The following is a 17,303-nucleotide window of genomic DNA, read 5'->3' as shown; positions in this document are numbered from 1 at the left end:
TTCATATTTTGCAAAACGCTAACTTCGCCTCACTAAAGAACGATAAAAAACAAATTGACATGCCTGATCTTGTAAATCACTTAAAGTCAGTACTTTAAATTTAAAATTGCCATTTCAGGTTTTACATTTCCCTAAGATATTTGACCATAAGCCCCATTAAGCGCTAAAGTTTGGGATTCGTCAAAAAAAAGAACTATATTTGGAGGAATCAACCCGGAAACAAATGGAAACACATCTCGTCTTTTTTGCTTTCCATCTTCTTGATATTGTTCCGGGTTTGCACGAATAAAAAAAATTATGCCAATGAACTTATTGCGAATGCTCATTGTCTGTTTTTTACTTTTGTCTATTCTTCAGGAAGTGCAGTGTCAGACTTTCAATGAAAGGATTATTTTCCAGGAAGAAATTCCGGCCATGGATTTTTCAAATATTTTGGTGAAGGGCGATACGATCATTACTATTGGCCGAGGGGCGGTTTTGATTCCTCCGTATTATCCCGGTAAATTGATGATTTCAAAGTTTGATTTATCCGGGGAGGTCTTCTCCTGGTTTAATGAATATGGGCCAGATACCCCTATGGAATTTATTCCTTATGCAGGTAGATCAATTTATCAAAAAGAAAATAAAACACTTGTAGTTGGTGGCGCAGGAGATTATTTTGCTGATGATTTCGGCTTTGCAGCAATGATAGATCAACATTCCTCTGTTGATTGGATAAAGATATACCCTCCTTCAGAAAACAGCTATGCCTACCGTTTTATTAGTGGAATAATTCTCGCTAATAATGATTTATTATTTTTGGCAAACAGACAAGAATCCGGGTACCCGGCAGGATATCCTATATCTTCAGTGCTTATTTATTCAGATAATGAGGGAAATGTGCTTTGGGAAAGGGAGTACGAAAGTTCATTAGCCTATTATATTCCCGGTTGTTTCACGATTGAGACAGATAGTACATATTTAATAGGGCTACGCATTACAAATCAGGACGGGAGTCACTCTACCATATTAAAAACAAACCAGGACGGAGATATTCTTTTCGAATGGAATAATGATACCCCAAAGACACTTGAACCTCAAAAAATACTAAAAACTCCAGATGGAGGATTTGTGTTTGTATCCAAATATTTCAAAGAAACCAGCGAAGCCGGTTATGCACGTTATCAAGGCTATATATGTAAATTGGATAGTACTTTAAACAAGGAATGGGATATGATTTTAGGCCAGCAGTCTTCTTTAACACGGTTCAACAGTCTTATCCAAACTTATGATGGTAAATTTATTGCATTAGGAGCTGTGTGGGACACCTTCCAGACAGATGACGTCTGGCGACAAAAAGGCTGGTTGGTGAAATTTGATCAAAATGGTGTCATTGACTGGGAACGAAAGATCATTTCCACCTCTAATCGGTATAGCGAGTTATCGGATGCCGCGGAAACAGAAGATCATGGTATTGTGGCCTGTGGCCTTTCACAGTCATTCTCTTCATACGAAGACTACCCTCAGCGGGGCTGGCTCCTGAAATTAGATGAATGGGGCTGCCTTGATCCTGCTTTTTGTGATAGCACAACGACGATTTTGATCCCGCCAGAGGAAAATATTGGACTTTCCATTAGCCCGAACCCTGTAAGCAGTTTCTTTACAGTCAGGTTGTATAAAACAGCTTTCGAAAATGGCGCCTCGTCGGGTATTAAACATGTACAAGTTTATGACCTTGCCGGTCGGGTTGTTTTTGAAAAGGAATTTCCTCCACAGTCATCCGTTTCCCTGACAGCGGACAACTGGCAACCAGGAATTTATGTGGTGGTGGTGAATGATCGGTGGGTTGGGAAAGTTGTCAGGCAATAAGTGCGGTTAAACCTTCGAGGTTTCTATTACGGTTTTGAGAATAACTTCCGGTAATTTAGCCTTTTCCGGGGAGGGAAACCTCGGAGGCTTTTTCTCGGGAAATTATTACCGATTTTTATCCTGTACAAAGGACTTCATTACAAAATCCAAAAATCATGAAAAGAAAAATCTTACTTTCAGTATGGATATTATTCCTGGCCATTTTAGCCGGAAAGGCGCAATGCCCGGATAACCTGAATATTTATTTATCCGGTCAGATAGAGGTAGAAGCTTTTGCAACGATGTATCCGAATTGTTCGGAAATTCACAGGTTGACGATAACCGGGGCTTCTGTTTCTTCTCTGGAAAGTCTCCACTTTCTGACAAGTATTACCATGTTGCATTTATCGAGCCTTAATTCGCTTACCAGCCTGTCCGGGTTGGAAAATATTAATACAACGGTTAGTGAGCTTTGGATTCTGGACAATCCTTCCCTGACAGATATAAGCCAATTGTCCGGAATTTCAGGCATGCTGGATTATTTCATTATCGAAAATAACGATGCCCTGCTTCATTTAACAGGTCTCCAAAATATCGAGGGTGTATTTTCTTTATGGGCAAGCCCCTTGATTATTGTAGATAATGATAACCTGCTGGACTTGCATGGCCTGGAAGGAATTACCTATGCAGAAGCCATTCCTGAAGACCCTGGTCAAATGTATGATGATCTATGGGATGTAGTTATTGAAGGTAATGATGCCTTGCAAAGTCTGGAAGGGCTGGGAGCTATCACAAACCTGTACGATCTTAGGATAGAAAACAATAATGCTTTGCCTGATCTGGATGGATTGCAAAATCAGGCATACATCGATGAACTTCATGTGGTGGAGAATGATGCGCTGGAAAGTGTGGACGGTTTGAAACCGGGGGGCATAATAACGCAGGTTTATATTGAGAATAATAATGGTCTTGTCACCTTAAACGGGCTGGACAGCCTTGCCTCTGTAGAGAGGTTAGCTATTATCTCCAATGAAAACCTGACTGATATAACGAGCTTACCTGGTTTTTCAGAAGGAATCAGTATTTATGAAAATGATGACCTAACCGGGTTAAGTGCTTTTGACGAGATTACGGGTGAAGATGTCCGTTCTATTTCCTTTTATGGCAACGAAATTTTATCAACATTAACCCCCTTGCAAGACATTGAAAACCTTCATTCCCTGGGGATATTCAGCAGCCCTTCTTTGGAGAATTTGTCTGGACTTCACCATCTGAAACAGGTTGAATCGTGGCTTGTTTTAAAGGAAAATCAGAATTTGAATGATATTACTTCCCTCTCTCAATTAGATACAGTAGGAAGTCTGCTAATACAAGGCAATCCATCACTTGTTTCATTGCTTGGTTTTGCCGTTGATACCGCCCATTTTACTTCCGTTTTCATCAAAGACAACCTAAACCTCCCAGTCTGTGAGGCGGTGAGTATCTGTAATTTTCTACTAAATTTTTCAGAAGAAGAAAATGAGGTGGAAATAGTGAACAATGCTCCCGGCTGCAATTCAAGGGTAGAAGTAGAGGCAGCATGCGGGATCATCGGGGTTGACGAAGTAGTCTTTGATTCACCTTTGCTCAAGGTATCCCCTAATCCGGCGGAGTCATTTTTTGAGATCACTCTGGGGCAGGAAAGTCAGTTACCCATCAATGATGTCCGCATTTTTGATGGAATGGGCAGGCTTGTTTATCAAAATGAACCCGAATCTTTACTGCATAAAATCGATACTAAAAATTTACCCGAAGGAATTTATGTGGTTTTGGTTAATGGGCGGTATTCGGAGAAGTTGGTGATTCAAAAATGGGATTGAATCCAAGGTCTTATTGGAGAAAATTCCAATCCGGATTACATGCAAGAATGAAGTTGAAATCTATTCAATTTTTCCTCTTTTTTCTATAAAGGCACATTTTGGAACTGCGCCCCCTCTTTCATGGTTAAAAAAATGATAAAGCAATATTAAACCATTGCTTTTTTCAACAGTCAATAGTAAATTGACCATTGAATTCATTTCTAAAAATTTACACCATGAAAAACATCAATTTTATGCTGATTTTTGCACTGATTTTGTTGCAAACATCAGTTTTTGCCCAATCCGAACCTGTCGACAGCACAGGGCTCCCCGGGGATAATTTCAGCCTTGAGGGAGCATTGGAAATGTTTAAGATCTCTTCTTCCCCGGAAGACTTTGAAAAACGGTTAAACGAAGAAGACAATGATGTAAACAATCTCGACCTCAATGAAGACGGAGAGATCGATTACATCCGCGTTGAAGACAAAATGGAAGGAAACGTACACGTACTGATCCTTCAGGTGCCCGTCAATGAGAATGAAGTACAGGACATCGCCGTCATAGAAATCGAAAAAACAGGAGAAGAAACCGCTATTTTACAGATCGAGGGAGACGAAGACCTTTACGGGCCCGAAGTTTATGCCGAACCTTTCGAAGCGGAAGCTGAAATGGATGGCAAAGGAGGCCCGTCTGCAGATATTGCTGTTTACAGGATCGTGGTAAATGTCTGGGTGTGGCCATCAGTAAGATACATTTATGCCCCCAATTATGTCGTTTGGGTATCTCCATACGGGTGGAGGGTTTACCCAACATGGTGGCGTCCTTGGAGACCTCATCCATGGAGGTGGCATTATAACAGATGCACCCGTTACCATGCACACTACCGGGTGGTCCATACGCATCGTGTCGTTAATGCGCACCGTGTTTACGCCCCTCACCGTAGAACTTCTGTTACCGTAAAACAACGGACCACTACCGTTGGGGTGAAAAAGACCAAAAACGGCGCGGTGGTCACCAAAAAAACCACTACCCGGGGTGCAGTAAAAAATCCCGATGGCAACGTTAAAGCCGGCAAAAAAACCACGACCACCAAAACTGCCGTCAAAAAAGGCGATGGTACGGTAAAAGCCGGAAAGCGCACGACCACAGAAACAAAGGTTCAGGGTCAAAATAAACAGGGAACCCGAAAAACAACCACTACAACAAAAGCCGGAAAAAAAGGAAATACTGCGGGGGTGAAAAAGACGAAAACCACCACCACGACCAAACGAAAAAAGAATTAGGAGCAGGCTGATGCTTTCAACCAGGTGCTGATTTTATATCCTGGTTATCCAGGATTTCATTTTTTCGACAAAAGGTGATGTAAACAATGCATCACCTTTTGTGTTTTTACCCAAAAACGAATAATTTCACATCTTTAAATAAAACATTTCCACAAATGGCTAAAAATGCAGATACAGGGTTACTGATTCTCAGGCTGGCCCTTGGAATTTTGATGTTCTTACATGGGATACAGAAAATCCGCAAAGGAATCAGTGGCATACAGGCGGATCTGACCGATATCGGGTTGCCGGCCTTTTTCGCCAACGGCGTTTATATCGGGGAATTGCTTGCGCCCTTAATGCTTATTATCGGTTACAGAACCCGGGTGGCTGCCCTGATTTATGTAGCCAATTGCCTTACAGCTATGCTGTTGGTTCATGCTTCCTCGATTTTTGCACTCGGAAAAAGCGGAGGATGGGGCGTTGAACTTTTAGGCTTATACCTCTTTGGTGCGCTGACACTTTTCTTCACCGGATCGGGAAAATATGCTTTGTCTTTCGGGCATAAGTGGGATTAAGTCCTGGTTTTATTGGCTTTCGGTTAATCAGCTGAGGATAATTTTTAAAACATAAAAATGTCCGTAGATAGCCACAGCTATCTTGACTTTGATATCAATTTCCATTAATTTAACTTAAAAATGGGAAATGGAATTAAAGCAAAACATCAATTTTGACCAATTGGATTACAACGACCAGGATGATTTCGTATCCATTCAATTCTCCAGCGGGGAAATGCTCAATGTAAATAGCGGGGATTTGATCAACAAGGACTTCCTGAAACAATCTTTTTCCGACCGGATAAAATACATTGATCCTGCCATTAAACTTTTTGAGGAGGAATTCCATAACCCGGTCAACCTAACGCCCTTGGAAGCTGCCGAATTTGAATTCATGAAGGTTCGGATCTCAAACCTGGAAAAGGAAAAAGGGATGCTGCTGAATATCATCAATAAAATAGACAACCAGTCTTTTCTGAATAAACCGGGGATAGTCTTTGCAGCAGATGCAACGGCTGAACTAAAGCATACCTGGAAAAAACTTATAGGGAATAATCATATAGTCGAACTTCAGAATAGTGTAAATGCCCGTGTGGATAACAGTGCAGGGATATACGAAGAGTTCATCCTGAACTTTGCGCGATACAGCAAAAATGAAGCAGAACACAAACTGGGATCCACCACGGAAGCTGATTACAATATGAATCACAATAAAGTGTTGATGGCTTTGATTGCCACGATCGATAAACTGGTGGCAGATGACCTTCTTTTCTAAAGTCTATCCAGTGCTTTGGTCAGGGAATTTTTGAATTTCCAGACCTCCTCCATTACAAAAAGATCAAATTTATCTTCCCGGCTCTGTATTTTAAGACCGTTTTTGGCCAAATCAAAAATCAGGTATTCTTCTACCTTTTCAATAGACGAGACAGGAATGACCAGGTTGAGGTGGCTTGATTTAAAACCTGAAAATCTGAAAACAACCTCTGTATTCCATAATTCGAGTATTCCGGGAAGCCGGTTGGTGCCATCCCAAAGATAGGCAGGAGTTGAAAAAACCGGATCGGTCACTTGTTTTTGCATTGGATAATGATGGGTACATGATTGACGTTTGTTATTTTCCCTTTAATTTAAAGGGAGGTATGGTTTAAAAATGGTTTTTTGGGGTTGCCCCCCGGCCAAAATAAATTGACCAGGGGGACATGGGGTTATTGCTTAATAACTTTCTCTATCCAGACGGGGATCCCGTCGTCCAGTACTTTTACGAAATAGAGGCCGGCCGGCAATGATTCAATATTTAACTGATGTTGTGGCTTATTGGGTTCGAGGGTTTCCGTCCGAACTACCCGGCCCCACAAGTCGATGACCTGCCATTGGCCTTTCCTCGGCGCAGGACCGTCAAAGCGGAGTGTCAGGTGGCCGTTGGTCGGGTTGGGGAAGAGGTGGAAAAGGTTGGCATCATCCGCAAAATCCCTCAATGAGTTTACAATAGAATTTGTTGAGGCACTACAGGTGTTCCCATTATCTTCCAACCGGTTGACTGTCATTGTAACAGTATAATCAGCACTATTAGGGAAGGTATGTGATACAACTGCCCTGCCTGTAGATTCACTAACAGCACCATCATGCCCCCAATCCCAGACAACCAGGTCGCAATCATCCAGCAATCCTATGGGGTGAAACTGGTAAATAGTGCTAGTATCATTAAGCCTAAATACAGTGTATCCGGCATCGACATCTGCACCAAGATTACCGCAAAGGCAGGCGGGCTTGCATTTGCCCAGGGCGCCTGCTTGCCAGATGGTATTGAACTCCCATGGATATAGTGCAAGGCTGAAAATTTCCAACTCATCAATGGTGATATCCCAGTGGGGGTTGGACGGATTTTTACCAATGAGCAATGGAAGCGTATTGGCTGCGTCGGTTACTCCAATCGGAAGGCTGATTTGGCTAAGGACTCCACTACTGCTGGCATTGCCCACGTAGAAAGTAACCCAGTTTTGCGGAAGGACAGACACGGCAACGAAGTTCCATACACCTGGAGTTATGGCAGGTCCCTGTAAATATTCCACCATGGTACCTGTGCCGAGTTCCAGGGTCAGGTAATAAGGCGATGTACCCTGGATGGAGAGCGCATAACCGGTATTCGTCAGGTAATTTATTTTACTGACGATGGGCTCTGTTTGTGTGCCCATATCGGTGTTGATCCAGGCATCAATGGAGAAGCTGCCGCCGCCGAATTGGAAATCATTATGATTATTGACGGTCACCCAACTGGTGCCCGGCACACTGACAAAATCCAACGCACCGTCTACTTTTCCGGCTACCGGTTCAGGACCATTAGGAAGTCCTACAAAACCATTGGGTTCTGGTATGCCATGGTGAAGGCCTCCGGAAATATCTATCACATCCGGGTCACCCCATTGGTCATCCATAGGCCACCATCCTACCAATCCGTCCGGTGCCATGACGCAGGTATCCTGCTGAATGGAACAGGCAATATCAATGGCTTTACAGAAGGTGGAGTCAAAGCAGATGACCCCGTTTGCATCCTTTTCTATCGCCTTATAGCAAACCTGGTACACGCCGCTGCCGGAATAGACATGCATCGGCATGTCTCCGGAGGTAAATGGCCCGAGATATACCTGGTTGTCGCCCCAGTCGATAAAATCAAGATAATCGTTGCAATCGCCGAGGTCCCCGATGTTTACGGTGGCTTTGCACATTGCATTGTCCACACTAACGGCGACGGCATTTTGTACGTTTGCGATGAAGGCTTCGTAGTCGGCGCAGCAGTCACATCCCGCAGATTCAAAATACAGTATGCATGGCGGGCATGCCTGACCACCGCAGTTTCCTGTGATCGTCAGCGAATAAATGCCGGGGTGGTTAAACCAGGCCGGGGTTAGGCTAATGGTAAAATTTCCTCCGTTTGTCGTTCCGCTTTGGGTTATTGGACCTGTTGGTTCATTAAGCGTCCAGGTCAGGGTGTTATCCGGAGGGCAATCGGTGCCCTGGCATTGGAAAAATCCACTGATCTCCGGGGGGAAGGCCTGGTTGCAAAGGATGCCCATGGTATCCCCGCAGTTTATAGGAATATTCATGGATCCCTGTGTTGGGCGGAAGGACATTTCAGTAAATTCGCCACATTCACACGGACATTCCGTCGTCATGATCATGAACATACATTCCTGGCAAAGGACCCCGTTACACTCCCCAATGATGAATAACTCGTAAACTTTTGGGAAAGTAAAATAGGATGCCGGTAACGGAATCTGGAAGTTCGAACCGCTGACGGTGCCGGCGCCGACAAATAGCTGGGTTCCTTTTTCCCGCAAAACCCAATTCACCAAAGGCGGCGGGCAGTCCTCCCCTATGCAGTCAAAGTGACCTTCAAACATCACATTGGCACCGGGATTTAGGCAGCCAAGGACCAGTGAGTCACCACATTCAATCGGAATGTTTGGCGCTCCCTGTGACGGGCGCCAGGTCAGGTCGCTGAGCTCACCGCAGGAGCAGGTGTCGCAAAAAACCTGTTCGTCGAGGCACACTGTAATCTCCCAGCAAACTTCACCGGCGTTAAACTCCTGAATGGTGTAACAGACGGTGTAGGGAGGTGCAGGAGTGCCGGTGTATGAATGGGATACTGGTGTATTATTGGAATAAGGTCCTTCAAGAGGAGAGCCATCTCCCCAATCCCAGGTGACCTGTAGGCAATCGTTCAGTCCTGTGCCATTTACATTTATGGAACAATTGCCAAATTGGGCATTGGCCTGGAAATTTGCCACGGCCTGGAGAAAAGCCTCCTGGTCGGTGCAGCAGTTACATCCCTCTGATTCAAAATACAGCACACAGGGAGGGCAATACTGGCCCCCACAGCTTCCTGTGAAGGTCAGCGTATAAATGCCCGGGGTATTAAACCATGCCGGGGTTAAGCTAAAATTAAAATTAGGACCGTTAATGAGACCACTTTGGGTGATCGGACCGCCCGGTTCGCTGAGCGTCCAGTTAATATTATTAACTGCGGGACATTGCGGCCCCTGACACTGGAACAATCCACTGACCTGGGGACTAAAGGCCTGGTTGCAGAGAATACCCATAGTATCTCCACAGGAGATCGGGAGGTTCATGGCTCCCTGAGCCGGCCGGAAGGTCATTTCTGAAAATTCGCCGCAGTCACAACATTCGGGCACGGTGAAATTAATGACACAAGTGCAAATGTCTCCTCCACAATTACCTGTCAAAATTAACTGATAATTTCCGGGACCTCCGATTTGGGCAGCTCCAAAGGAGAGGATGGGGATCTGAATACCTCCAAAGACCGAACCGCTCAAGATGGCTGGCCCTCCATTGGCAGAAATTTGGTAGTCAATGCTTGATGGGCAGTCAGCAGAACAGAGTAAATCACCCTTGAACCAATATAATCCATCATTGGGAATACAAGGCAATTCTACTGTTGGCTGGTTACAGCTCACGGCAACGTCAGGCACTCCAAGGTTATAAAATGAGAGGTTGGCAAAACCGTTGCAGGTGCATTGAACACATTCCACGATGACATCAAAGGAGCAGGAAGCCGTATTCCCACAATCGTCAGTAACCGTATAAGTCACCGTTGACGTTCCTTGCTGGAAGGTTTGTCCGCTGGCGTCTCCGGTTCCCGAAAGAGTTGTTGCACCGGAAATGACATACATAATCGAAGCTATACTACAATTATCTGAAGCGCTAAGGATATAGATATTATTTACCACCGCTTCACAATCAGGAAGAAAAGCCGTAACCGTTACGTCCTGTGGACAGGTTACCATTGGAGCAATACCGTCGATCACCGTCACCACACTGGTACACGTACCCTGCAGGCCACAGATATCCGTTACCGTCAGCGTCACCTGGAATTCACCACAATGGGTAAAAGTGTTCGGACTGACGCTCATGGAGGCGATCTGGCAATTGTCAAATGAATTTTCGTCTATATCTGCGGCGCTGATACTGGCCATACAATTGGCATCGAGGGCCACGGTTACGCCGCTGTTACAATTCGCAGTGGGCGGCACATTGTCCATCACCATGATATTCTGGATGCAGCTGGATTCATTGCCGCATTCATCGGTGGCGGTCCAGGTGCGCTGGATGACTCCGTCACATGGGAATGAACCAAAAGTAATATCGGTATAAGTAATGGTTGGGGATGCCGTACAGTTGTCCGTGGCAGTCGCAAAACCAGTCTGTGCGGGATCAGTACTTTCGTTGCAATTTATGGTGAGGTTAGGCGGACACATAATGGTTGGAGGTACTGCTTCTATGGTCTGTACGCCGGTCGTACAGGTGCTCGTATTGTCACACCAGTCGGTGACCGTAAGGGTGATCACATGGTCCCCGCAACCGGTCAGTACGGAAGGGCTTATTTCAAGTTTTTTGATGAAGCAATTATCGGTGGATCCGGCATCAATTTGTTGCGGCGTAAGGGTATAGGTACAGTCGGGATCGAGTTCTACCCCAAAGCCTGGTACGCAAAGGGCGACCGGGGGAATATTTTCAGAAAAATTAATGGTCTGGGTGGCCGTGGAAACCGTACCATCTTCACAGGTAACGGATACGCAGAAGGTGTTTTCTCCACATTCCAGTTGGGTGGTGAAAGAAGCGGAAGTGCTGGCGTCGCACCACAAATAATCCAAATTTCCCGGGCCGGTGCTCGTACCGGTGATCTGGGCCAGGCCGCATTCATCAAGTAAGGTAATGTCAAAAGAAGCTTCACAGGGCGCATTACTGCACACTTCAGCTTCCAGCCAGTTTAAGGATGCGGTATCTATTAAATTTATCTCCATAGGAACGTCCTGGAATTCAATGGAGGGCAAAGGCGGTCCGTCAGGAAAGGGATCGAAAAAAATCAGGCTGATCATATCACTGGATACCTTGCAGGTATTAAGGTCAAGGTCGCTGACCGAGACATAGGCACAAGTGCCTCCAAAAGTAACCGGAAGTATCCTTTCGTCGGTGTATGCCATGGTTCCTGAAGGCAAATACCATAGGGATCCATTGGCGAAATTACTCCCGGAGTTGAGGTATTTCACCCAACTGACGGTAGGACCGTTGTCTGATAATTTTATGATGACCGTCCTGAAATTTCCACCAAAGATGCCATCGCCGGTAACATACAGGCTTCCGGCCGGACCTTCCCAAACCTGCCTGACAAAGGTGAGCTGGGGGATTTGGATATCCCACTGGATCAATAGATCCTGGTCAAGTTTCAAAACATAAGCATCTGAACCTGAAAGCGAATTGGCCGTAGCATAAAATCCTCCGGCACTTCTTTGAGCGACATCATTGAAATATATTCCACCGATCTGAACCCCGGTGAAAACATTTCCGGAATTATCGGCTCTATAGATCAATCCGGCTGCATTATTGCCGGCAAGGATCAGGTCGCCGCTGCCGGGCAGGACTTCCAGATCTCGGGAAAATTCATTGTCTCCTGCGCCGGGAAATATTTTTTTCCAACCCCAGGTTCCGTTATCGTTCATGGTATGCAATATTACATCCTCAGTGGTGGGCGTTCCGCCGGGTTCAAACTGTGTTCCCAATACATAATAGGGGAACATCGGGTTTTCGGGAACGGGGTTATATACGATACGATTAAGAGCATCCCTGCCAGTAATGTTTTGTTGCTTAAGCCACTCAAAAGCCCCTGATGAGTTTACTTTTCCCATAATTCCCTGCGCTGTAGGGTCAAAAGGAAGGGTAGAACCGACCATAATCAATTTGCCATCGGGGGTAATAACGGCATCATTCCACACGGAAGGAATGGTCAGACTCAATGTCCATTGGTGTATTCCGCTGGCATCCAGTCGGGTGACGGTTGCCTGGCGAGTGGCACCACTCGAAGGTTCGTTGGATCCCAGTATATAATAATTTGAACCATCCTGGATCACTTTGGTAAAACCATTGTCCAGGGTGTTGCCAAAATTTCTCTGGAAAGGCTGACCCATACCAGTGAGGGGGGAAAGTATGGCAAGAATCAGTATAAAGAAGAAAAAGGTAGTTGTGGAATGCAGCATGGTGGAAATATGGGATACTTTCATCATAGTCGAGTTTTGGTTTAAGAATGGTACAAAACTCAGTTATTATGAATTTCTCTGCTTATCATTTGTTTATTCGGTCAGGATTCCCCCGTGATTCGGTCAGGATTTTCCTTTATTCGGTAAAAGGAAGAGGGTAACATTTGAGAACATTTCGTATCTTACTATATGAAATCGGACACTTTGAGAAAAAATACCAGCTATAAAGGGGATAATTTATCCGGCCAAACTTTTTCGGTAAGGCTCAAAAGGGCAGTATACATCCTGGTTGTACTGTCGTGCTTTTCCCCTTGGTGTGGCTCTCTTTCGGCTCAAAATGTGCCCCACCCCTCTTTCAGGCATTATACTACGGATGACGGTCTGCCCAGTTCGGAGGTATATTACATTTTACAGGACAGGGATGGTTATATCTGGATCTCCACGGACAATGGCGTCAGTCGTTTTGACGGGTACGACTTTCGCAACTATGGGGTGAAAGACGGATTGCTGGAAAACGTCATTTTTGAAATGAAACTCGATTCCCTGGAAAGGGTATGGATGCAGGCAATGGGCGGCAACCTCTATTATTGTGAAGGGGATTCTATCAAACCCTATTGGTATAATGGCGTTTTGCTAAATTATCAGGATAGGTATGGTGTCAGTAAAGGATTTATTATTGAAGGTGCCGGGAAAAAAGTTCATCTGTCAACTTCCAATTATGGAATAATATCGATTGATGAAAACGGTAAAGCACGAACTTACCCTTACTCTGAACCTGTATATCGCCAAATCCTTGAAAAGCATGGCCAAGTGATCAGCGGCCTTTATGGAGATCCGGATCTTGAAAAAGCCAAGGCATACGGCGAAAGTTTGTTGAAACAACACCGGATTGCTCCCTTTTATATTGAAACGGAACATAAATCCTGGTCATTTCCTGACTTGCGTTATCAACAAATAGGGAAAAATTTATCTGGAGTTTTTGGTCTGGGAAAACCCGGAAATTTTTTTTTCCAATATGCTAATAATGGCGTTTACATTGAGAATGGATTGGTTCAATGGCAGCATTATTTTTCTAATTGTTTTGCTTATGTTGCCCGGATGAAAAACGGTCAGATTTTTGGCGGTTTACCCTGGAATGCCGGTTTACGCGTTTATCAATCTACAAATGATCTTGGCGTTGATAAAGGATATACCTTGCTGCCAGGGGAGAGTGTGAATTTTTTTATGGAAGACGCGGAAGGGGGCAAATGGATTGCCACCAATGAAAATGGCGTTTATTACACCCCGGCGGAAACAATTAGGGTTCACGACATGGAAACGGGTCTGTCCGATAAAAAGATTACTGCACTTGCCATCAAAAATGACCATGAACTTTTTGCAGGACTCGGCAACGGGGAAGTGTGGCACCACGATCAATCTACCGAAACCTGGTCGAAACTACCCGGTTTGCCCGGTAATGGGAATATCAAAGACCTTTATTATGATCCCGTTCATGAAATACTCTGGGCAGGTAAGGAATCATTATGTTTTTATAAAAAAGGGCAATGGATAGCGGCAGCAGATATTTTGGGCAATGGATTGGATGTGTTTTATTATGGAAACAGGATTACGACAAGTCCTGACGGAGATCGCTTGTGGGTCAGTAACCATATAGGTTTTGCGGCCATGGGTACCCCTTTAAAAGCAGCCAATCCAAAGGGTTACAGGGGGCTCCGCACCTATGTCACAAGGGAAGATTTTTCCGGTAACGTTTGGGTGGGGCAATCTGCAGGGCTTTTTGAATGGAAAGGTAATCAGTTGCAGGACCGCCGGCACTTACACCCCGCTTTTTTCCTGCGCGTGGAGGATATCGCCGTAATGCCCGATTCCACCCTGGTGGTCGCCACCAAAGGGGGCGGAGTAGTTTTTTGGAAAGGAGATCAATTTGAACAGATCACCATGGAAAACGGTCTTACTGCCGATATGCTGGAATGTCTTTATGCCGATGAAAATGGTGTGGTCTGGGCCGGAACGCTCAACGGGCTGAACCGAATTTCAGGGCCTCCCGGCCACCGGAAGGTAGAGCAGATCACCATGAAGCACGGCCTGCCTTCCAATGAAATCAGCCGGGTCAGGGCATACGGGAAGGAAGTTTGGGTGGCCACCAACCGGGGGCTGGTTCATTTCTATAACAGAGACAAAAGCCCCTTCTCTTCGAAACCCCGAATAAGCGGCGTGTTGGCGAATAATCAGGTCATTGATCCGGAGGGTCCGGTTGACCTGACGGCCCGGCAAAATAACCTGACGATAAGCTATTTCGCGGTGAATTTCCGGATGAACGGAAAAATCCCCTATCGCTACAGGCTGGATGAAGGAGATTGGGTAGAAACCATGAGCCGATCGTTGAATTTTCCGGAGCTGCCTCCTGGTAAACGTCTGTTTGAAGTTCAGGCACAAAATGAGGATGGCGTGTGGAGTGAATCCACCCTGTTTCCCTTTGTCATCCATCCCCCGTGGTGGAAAACATGGTGGGCAAAAACAATTTTTCTGGTCTTGTTTTTGACCATCGGCCCTGTCATTTATTTTATCCGTACCCGCCAATTGAAAGAAACCCACCGGATACAGATGCAAATAACGGAACTCGAACGCTCAGCATTACAGGCCCAGATGAACCCTCATTTTATTTTCAATTGTCTCAATTCCATTCAAAATTATATTCTCCAAAATGAAAAAGAGGCGGCCATGATGTATCTTGGTAACTTCGCCGGTCTGGTCCGCAGCATGCTGAATGCCTCGGTGGCGGGAAAAATTTTGCTGGTGGAAGAAATTAAATTGTTGAACAATTACCTCGAACTTGAAAAACTTCGGTTCAAGAATCGGTTTGATTATGAGGTAAAAACGGAAAATGGGATAGATATTTATGAAATAGAATTGCCTCCCTTACTCGTTCAGCCTTATGTGGAGAATGCCGTTAAACACGGTATTGCAGGAAAAAAAGGAGGCGGTTTGGTTAAGGTGCATTTTCAAAAAAACCAAGGTTATATTGAGGTAGTCATTTCAGATAACGGGGCAGGAATCAAGCCTGAAGCTGGCAACATGGAATCGTCCAAAGGACACAAATCTTTTGGGATGTCCATCACCAGCCGCCGGTTGGATCTGCTCTTTAGCGGAGAAAAAAATGATGCTGTAAGTACCAAAAACAGGGTTGACGAAAATGGGAAAATAAGCGGTACAGAAGTCATTATTCGCATAGGAATATCCGAAGACATTTAGATCAAATAATTTATAAAATGAAGCGTATAGCCATCATAGACGACGAACCGGACGCCAGGCAATCCCTCAGAATATTGTTGGATACACTGTGCCCGGATGTGGAAATTTGTGGAGAGGCAGATGGGGTGGAGAGTGCATTTGTGCTCATCCGGCAAACCAAACCTCACGGTATTTTACTCGATATTTCCATGGAAGACGGAACCGGGTTTGATCTGCTGAATAAATTCCCCAAAGCTACTTTTCACGTTATTTTCACCACAGCTCATGATGAATTTGCCTTAAAAGCTTTTCGGTATCATGCTATGGATTATTTGTTAAAACCCATCAATCCGGTCGAACTTGCACAGGCTGTTGACCGGATCAAAACAGACATGCCGGAATTTGTTTCCACTAAAATCGACCATTTGCTGGAAAGCGCCCGCACCGGGCAGATCGACAAAATCACCCTTACCAGCAACGAGGGCATGGTGTTCCTGGCCCTTGACCAGATCATTCGATTGGAATCAGACGCCGGTTATACCACCTTTTTCCTGGTGAATCATGAACGCCACCTCATCGCCCGGCCGATGAAGGATTTTGAAGACCTGATGCCGGAAGAAAGCTTCTTCAAGCTCCACCAGTCGCATATTGTAAATCTTGCTCAGGTCAGGAAGATTCTCCGGGAGGATGGGGGGTATGTACTGATGACGGACGGCTCGAAGGTGCCTATTGCCCGACGGAGAAAGGATGAATTCCTGGAGAGGTTAAAAAAGCATTTTCCTATATGAATTTATTCCAGGAAACTTATAGTTATCCGTATTCCCTCTCAGGAGAGAGGGAATAACGGATAAACCATTGAACTGCAAGTATGTTAGAGAAATTTTACCCTTCCTGTGTTGACGTCATACATGGCGCCGATGATGTCTATTTCCCCGTTTTGGTACATTTTATTTAAAACCGGGCTTTGAACTTTTATATTTTTAATGGCTAACTCCACGTTTTTGGCAGCCACCTTATCAACGAATGGGGTATTTGCGGAACTTCTGTCTACTCCTTCGGGCGTTTTTATGGCGTTTACTGCCGGCATTATTTTATCTAACATTTGAGTCAGATTGCCTAATTTAGCTTCATCGCAAGCCCCTTTTACGGCTCCGCAGGAAGTATGTCCCATAACTACCACGACTTTAGAGCCGGCCAGTTTGCAGGCAAATTCAAGACTTCCCAAAATGTCAGGGTTGACGAAATTACCCGCTATCCGGGCGTTGAAGATATCACCGATCCCCTGGTCGAAGATCATTTCGGTAGGAATACGTGAATCAATGCAACTTACGATAGCGGCAAAGGGAAACTGGCCTGTGGCCGTTTGTTCGATCTGAGCGTGTAAATCACGCGGGATTGGATTGCCTTCTTTGAATCGGGCATTCCCTTGTTTGAGCATTTTTATGGCCTCGGCAGGAGTAATTTTAGCTTGTGTATCAGGTGTTTGAGTGACTACAGGGACTTCTGGAAATATGGTATTTTTCATGACAATTAATTTTT

At 45.0% G+C, this 17,303-nt stretch carries 10 protein-coding genes; 7 read left to right on the top strand and 3 right to left on the bottom strand.

The window, feature by feature from the left end; translation table 11 throughout:
* Positions 1-303 precede the first annotated feature (303 nt).
* The 5 genes from H6571_13350 (at position 304) to H6571_13330 (ending at position 6,259) form a co-directional block, all read left to right on the top strand.
* Entirely contained in the window at positions 304-1,848 is a 1,545-nt protein-coding gene (locus tag H6571_13350) for a T9SS type A sorting domain-containing protein (protein ID MCB9324718.1), read from the top strand.
* Between the two features lie 155 nt (positions 1,849-2,003).
* Positions 2,004-3,686, top strand: a complete 1,683-nt coding sequence (locus tag H6571_13345; protein MCB9324717.1) for a T9SS type A sorting domain-containing protein — start codon at positions 2,004-2,006, stop codon at positions 3,684-3,686.
* Between the two features lie 215 nt (positions 3,687-3,901).
* Positions 3,902-4,948, top strand: a complete 1,047-nt coding sequence (locus H6571_13340) for a hypothetical protein (protein ID MCB9324716.1) — start codon at positions 3,902-3,904, stop codon at positions 4,946-4,948.
* Positions 4,949-5,103: 155 nt separating this feature from the next.
* On the top strand, positions 5,104-5,505 hold the full coding sequence (locus H6571_13335; protein ID MCB9324715.1) for a DoxX family protein: 402 nt from the start codon (positions 5,104-5,106) through the stop codon (positions 5,503-5,505).
* A 127-nt stretch (positions 5,506-5,632) separates the two neighbouring features.
* Entirely contained in the window at positions 5,633-6,259 is a 627-nt protein-coding gene (locus tag H6571_13330; GenBank protein ID MCB9324714.1) for a hypothetical protein, read from the top strand.
* On the opposite strand, the gene H6571_13325 is transcribed toward H6571_13330, so the two are convergent.
* Both H6571_13325 and H6571_13320 read right to left on the bottom strand, forming a co-directional pair.
* Positions 6,256-6,564, bottom strand: a complete 309-nt coding sequence (locus H6571_13325; protein ID MCB9324713.1) for a hypothetical protein — start codon at positions 6,562-6,564, stop codon at positions 6,256-6,258. The two genes, H6571_13330 and H6571_13325, sit on opposite strands and share 4 nt — an antisense overlap.
* A gap of 125 nt (positions 6,565-6,689) precedes the next feature.
* Entirely contained in the window at positions 6,690-12,560 is a 5,871-nt protein-coding gene (locus tag H6571_13320) for a T9SS type A sorting domain-containing protein (GenBank protein ID MCB9324712.1), read from the bottom strand.
* 177 nt (positions 12,561-12,737) lie between these two features.
* On the opposite strand from H6571_13320, the gene H6571_13315 reads away from it, so the two are divergent.
* Positions 12,738-15,785 (top strand): histidine kinase, encoded by a 3,048-nt coding sequence (locus H6571_13315; GenBank protein ID MCB9324711.1) that lies wholly within the window; start codon positions 12,738-12,740, stop codon positions 15,783-15,785.
* Positions 15,786-15,802: 17 nt separating this feature from the next.
* Positions 15,803-16,552: a response regulator transcription factor gene (locus H6571_13310; GenBank protein MCB9324710.1), complete on the top strand. Its 750-nt coding sequence runs from the start codon at positions 15,803-15,805 to the stop codon at positions 16,550-16,552.
* An 83-nt stretch (positions 16,553-16,635) separates the two neighbouring features.
* Here H6571_13310 and H6571_13305 read toward each other — a convergent pair whose 3' ends face one another.
* Positions 16,636-17,289, bottom strand: coding sequence for a carbonic anhydrase (locus H6571_13305; GenBank protein MCB9324709.1), 654 nt, complete (start codon positions 17,287-17,289; stop codon positions 16,636-16,638).
* Positions 17,290-17,303 lie beyond the last annotated feature (14 nt).

The sequence above is a fragment of the Lewinellaceae bacterium genome (assembly GCA_020636105.1).
GTDB lineage: Bacteria > Bacteroidota > Bacteroidia > Chitinophagales > Saprospiraceae > BCD1.
This window is presented reverse-complemented; position numbering and strand designations above follow the sequence as displayed.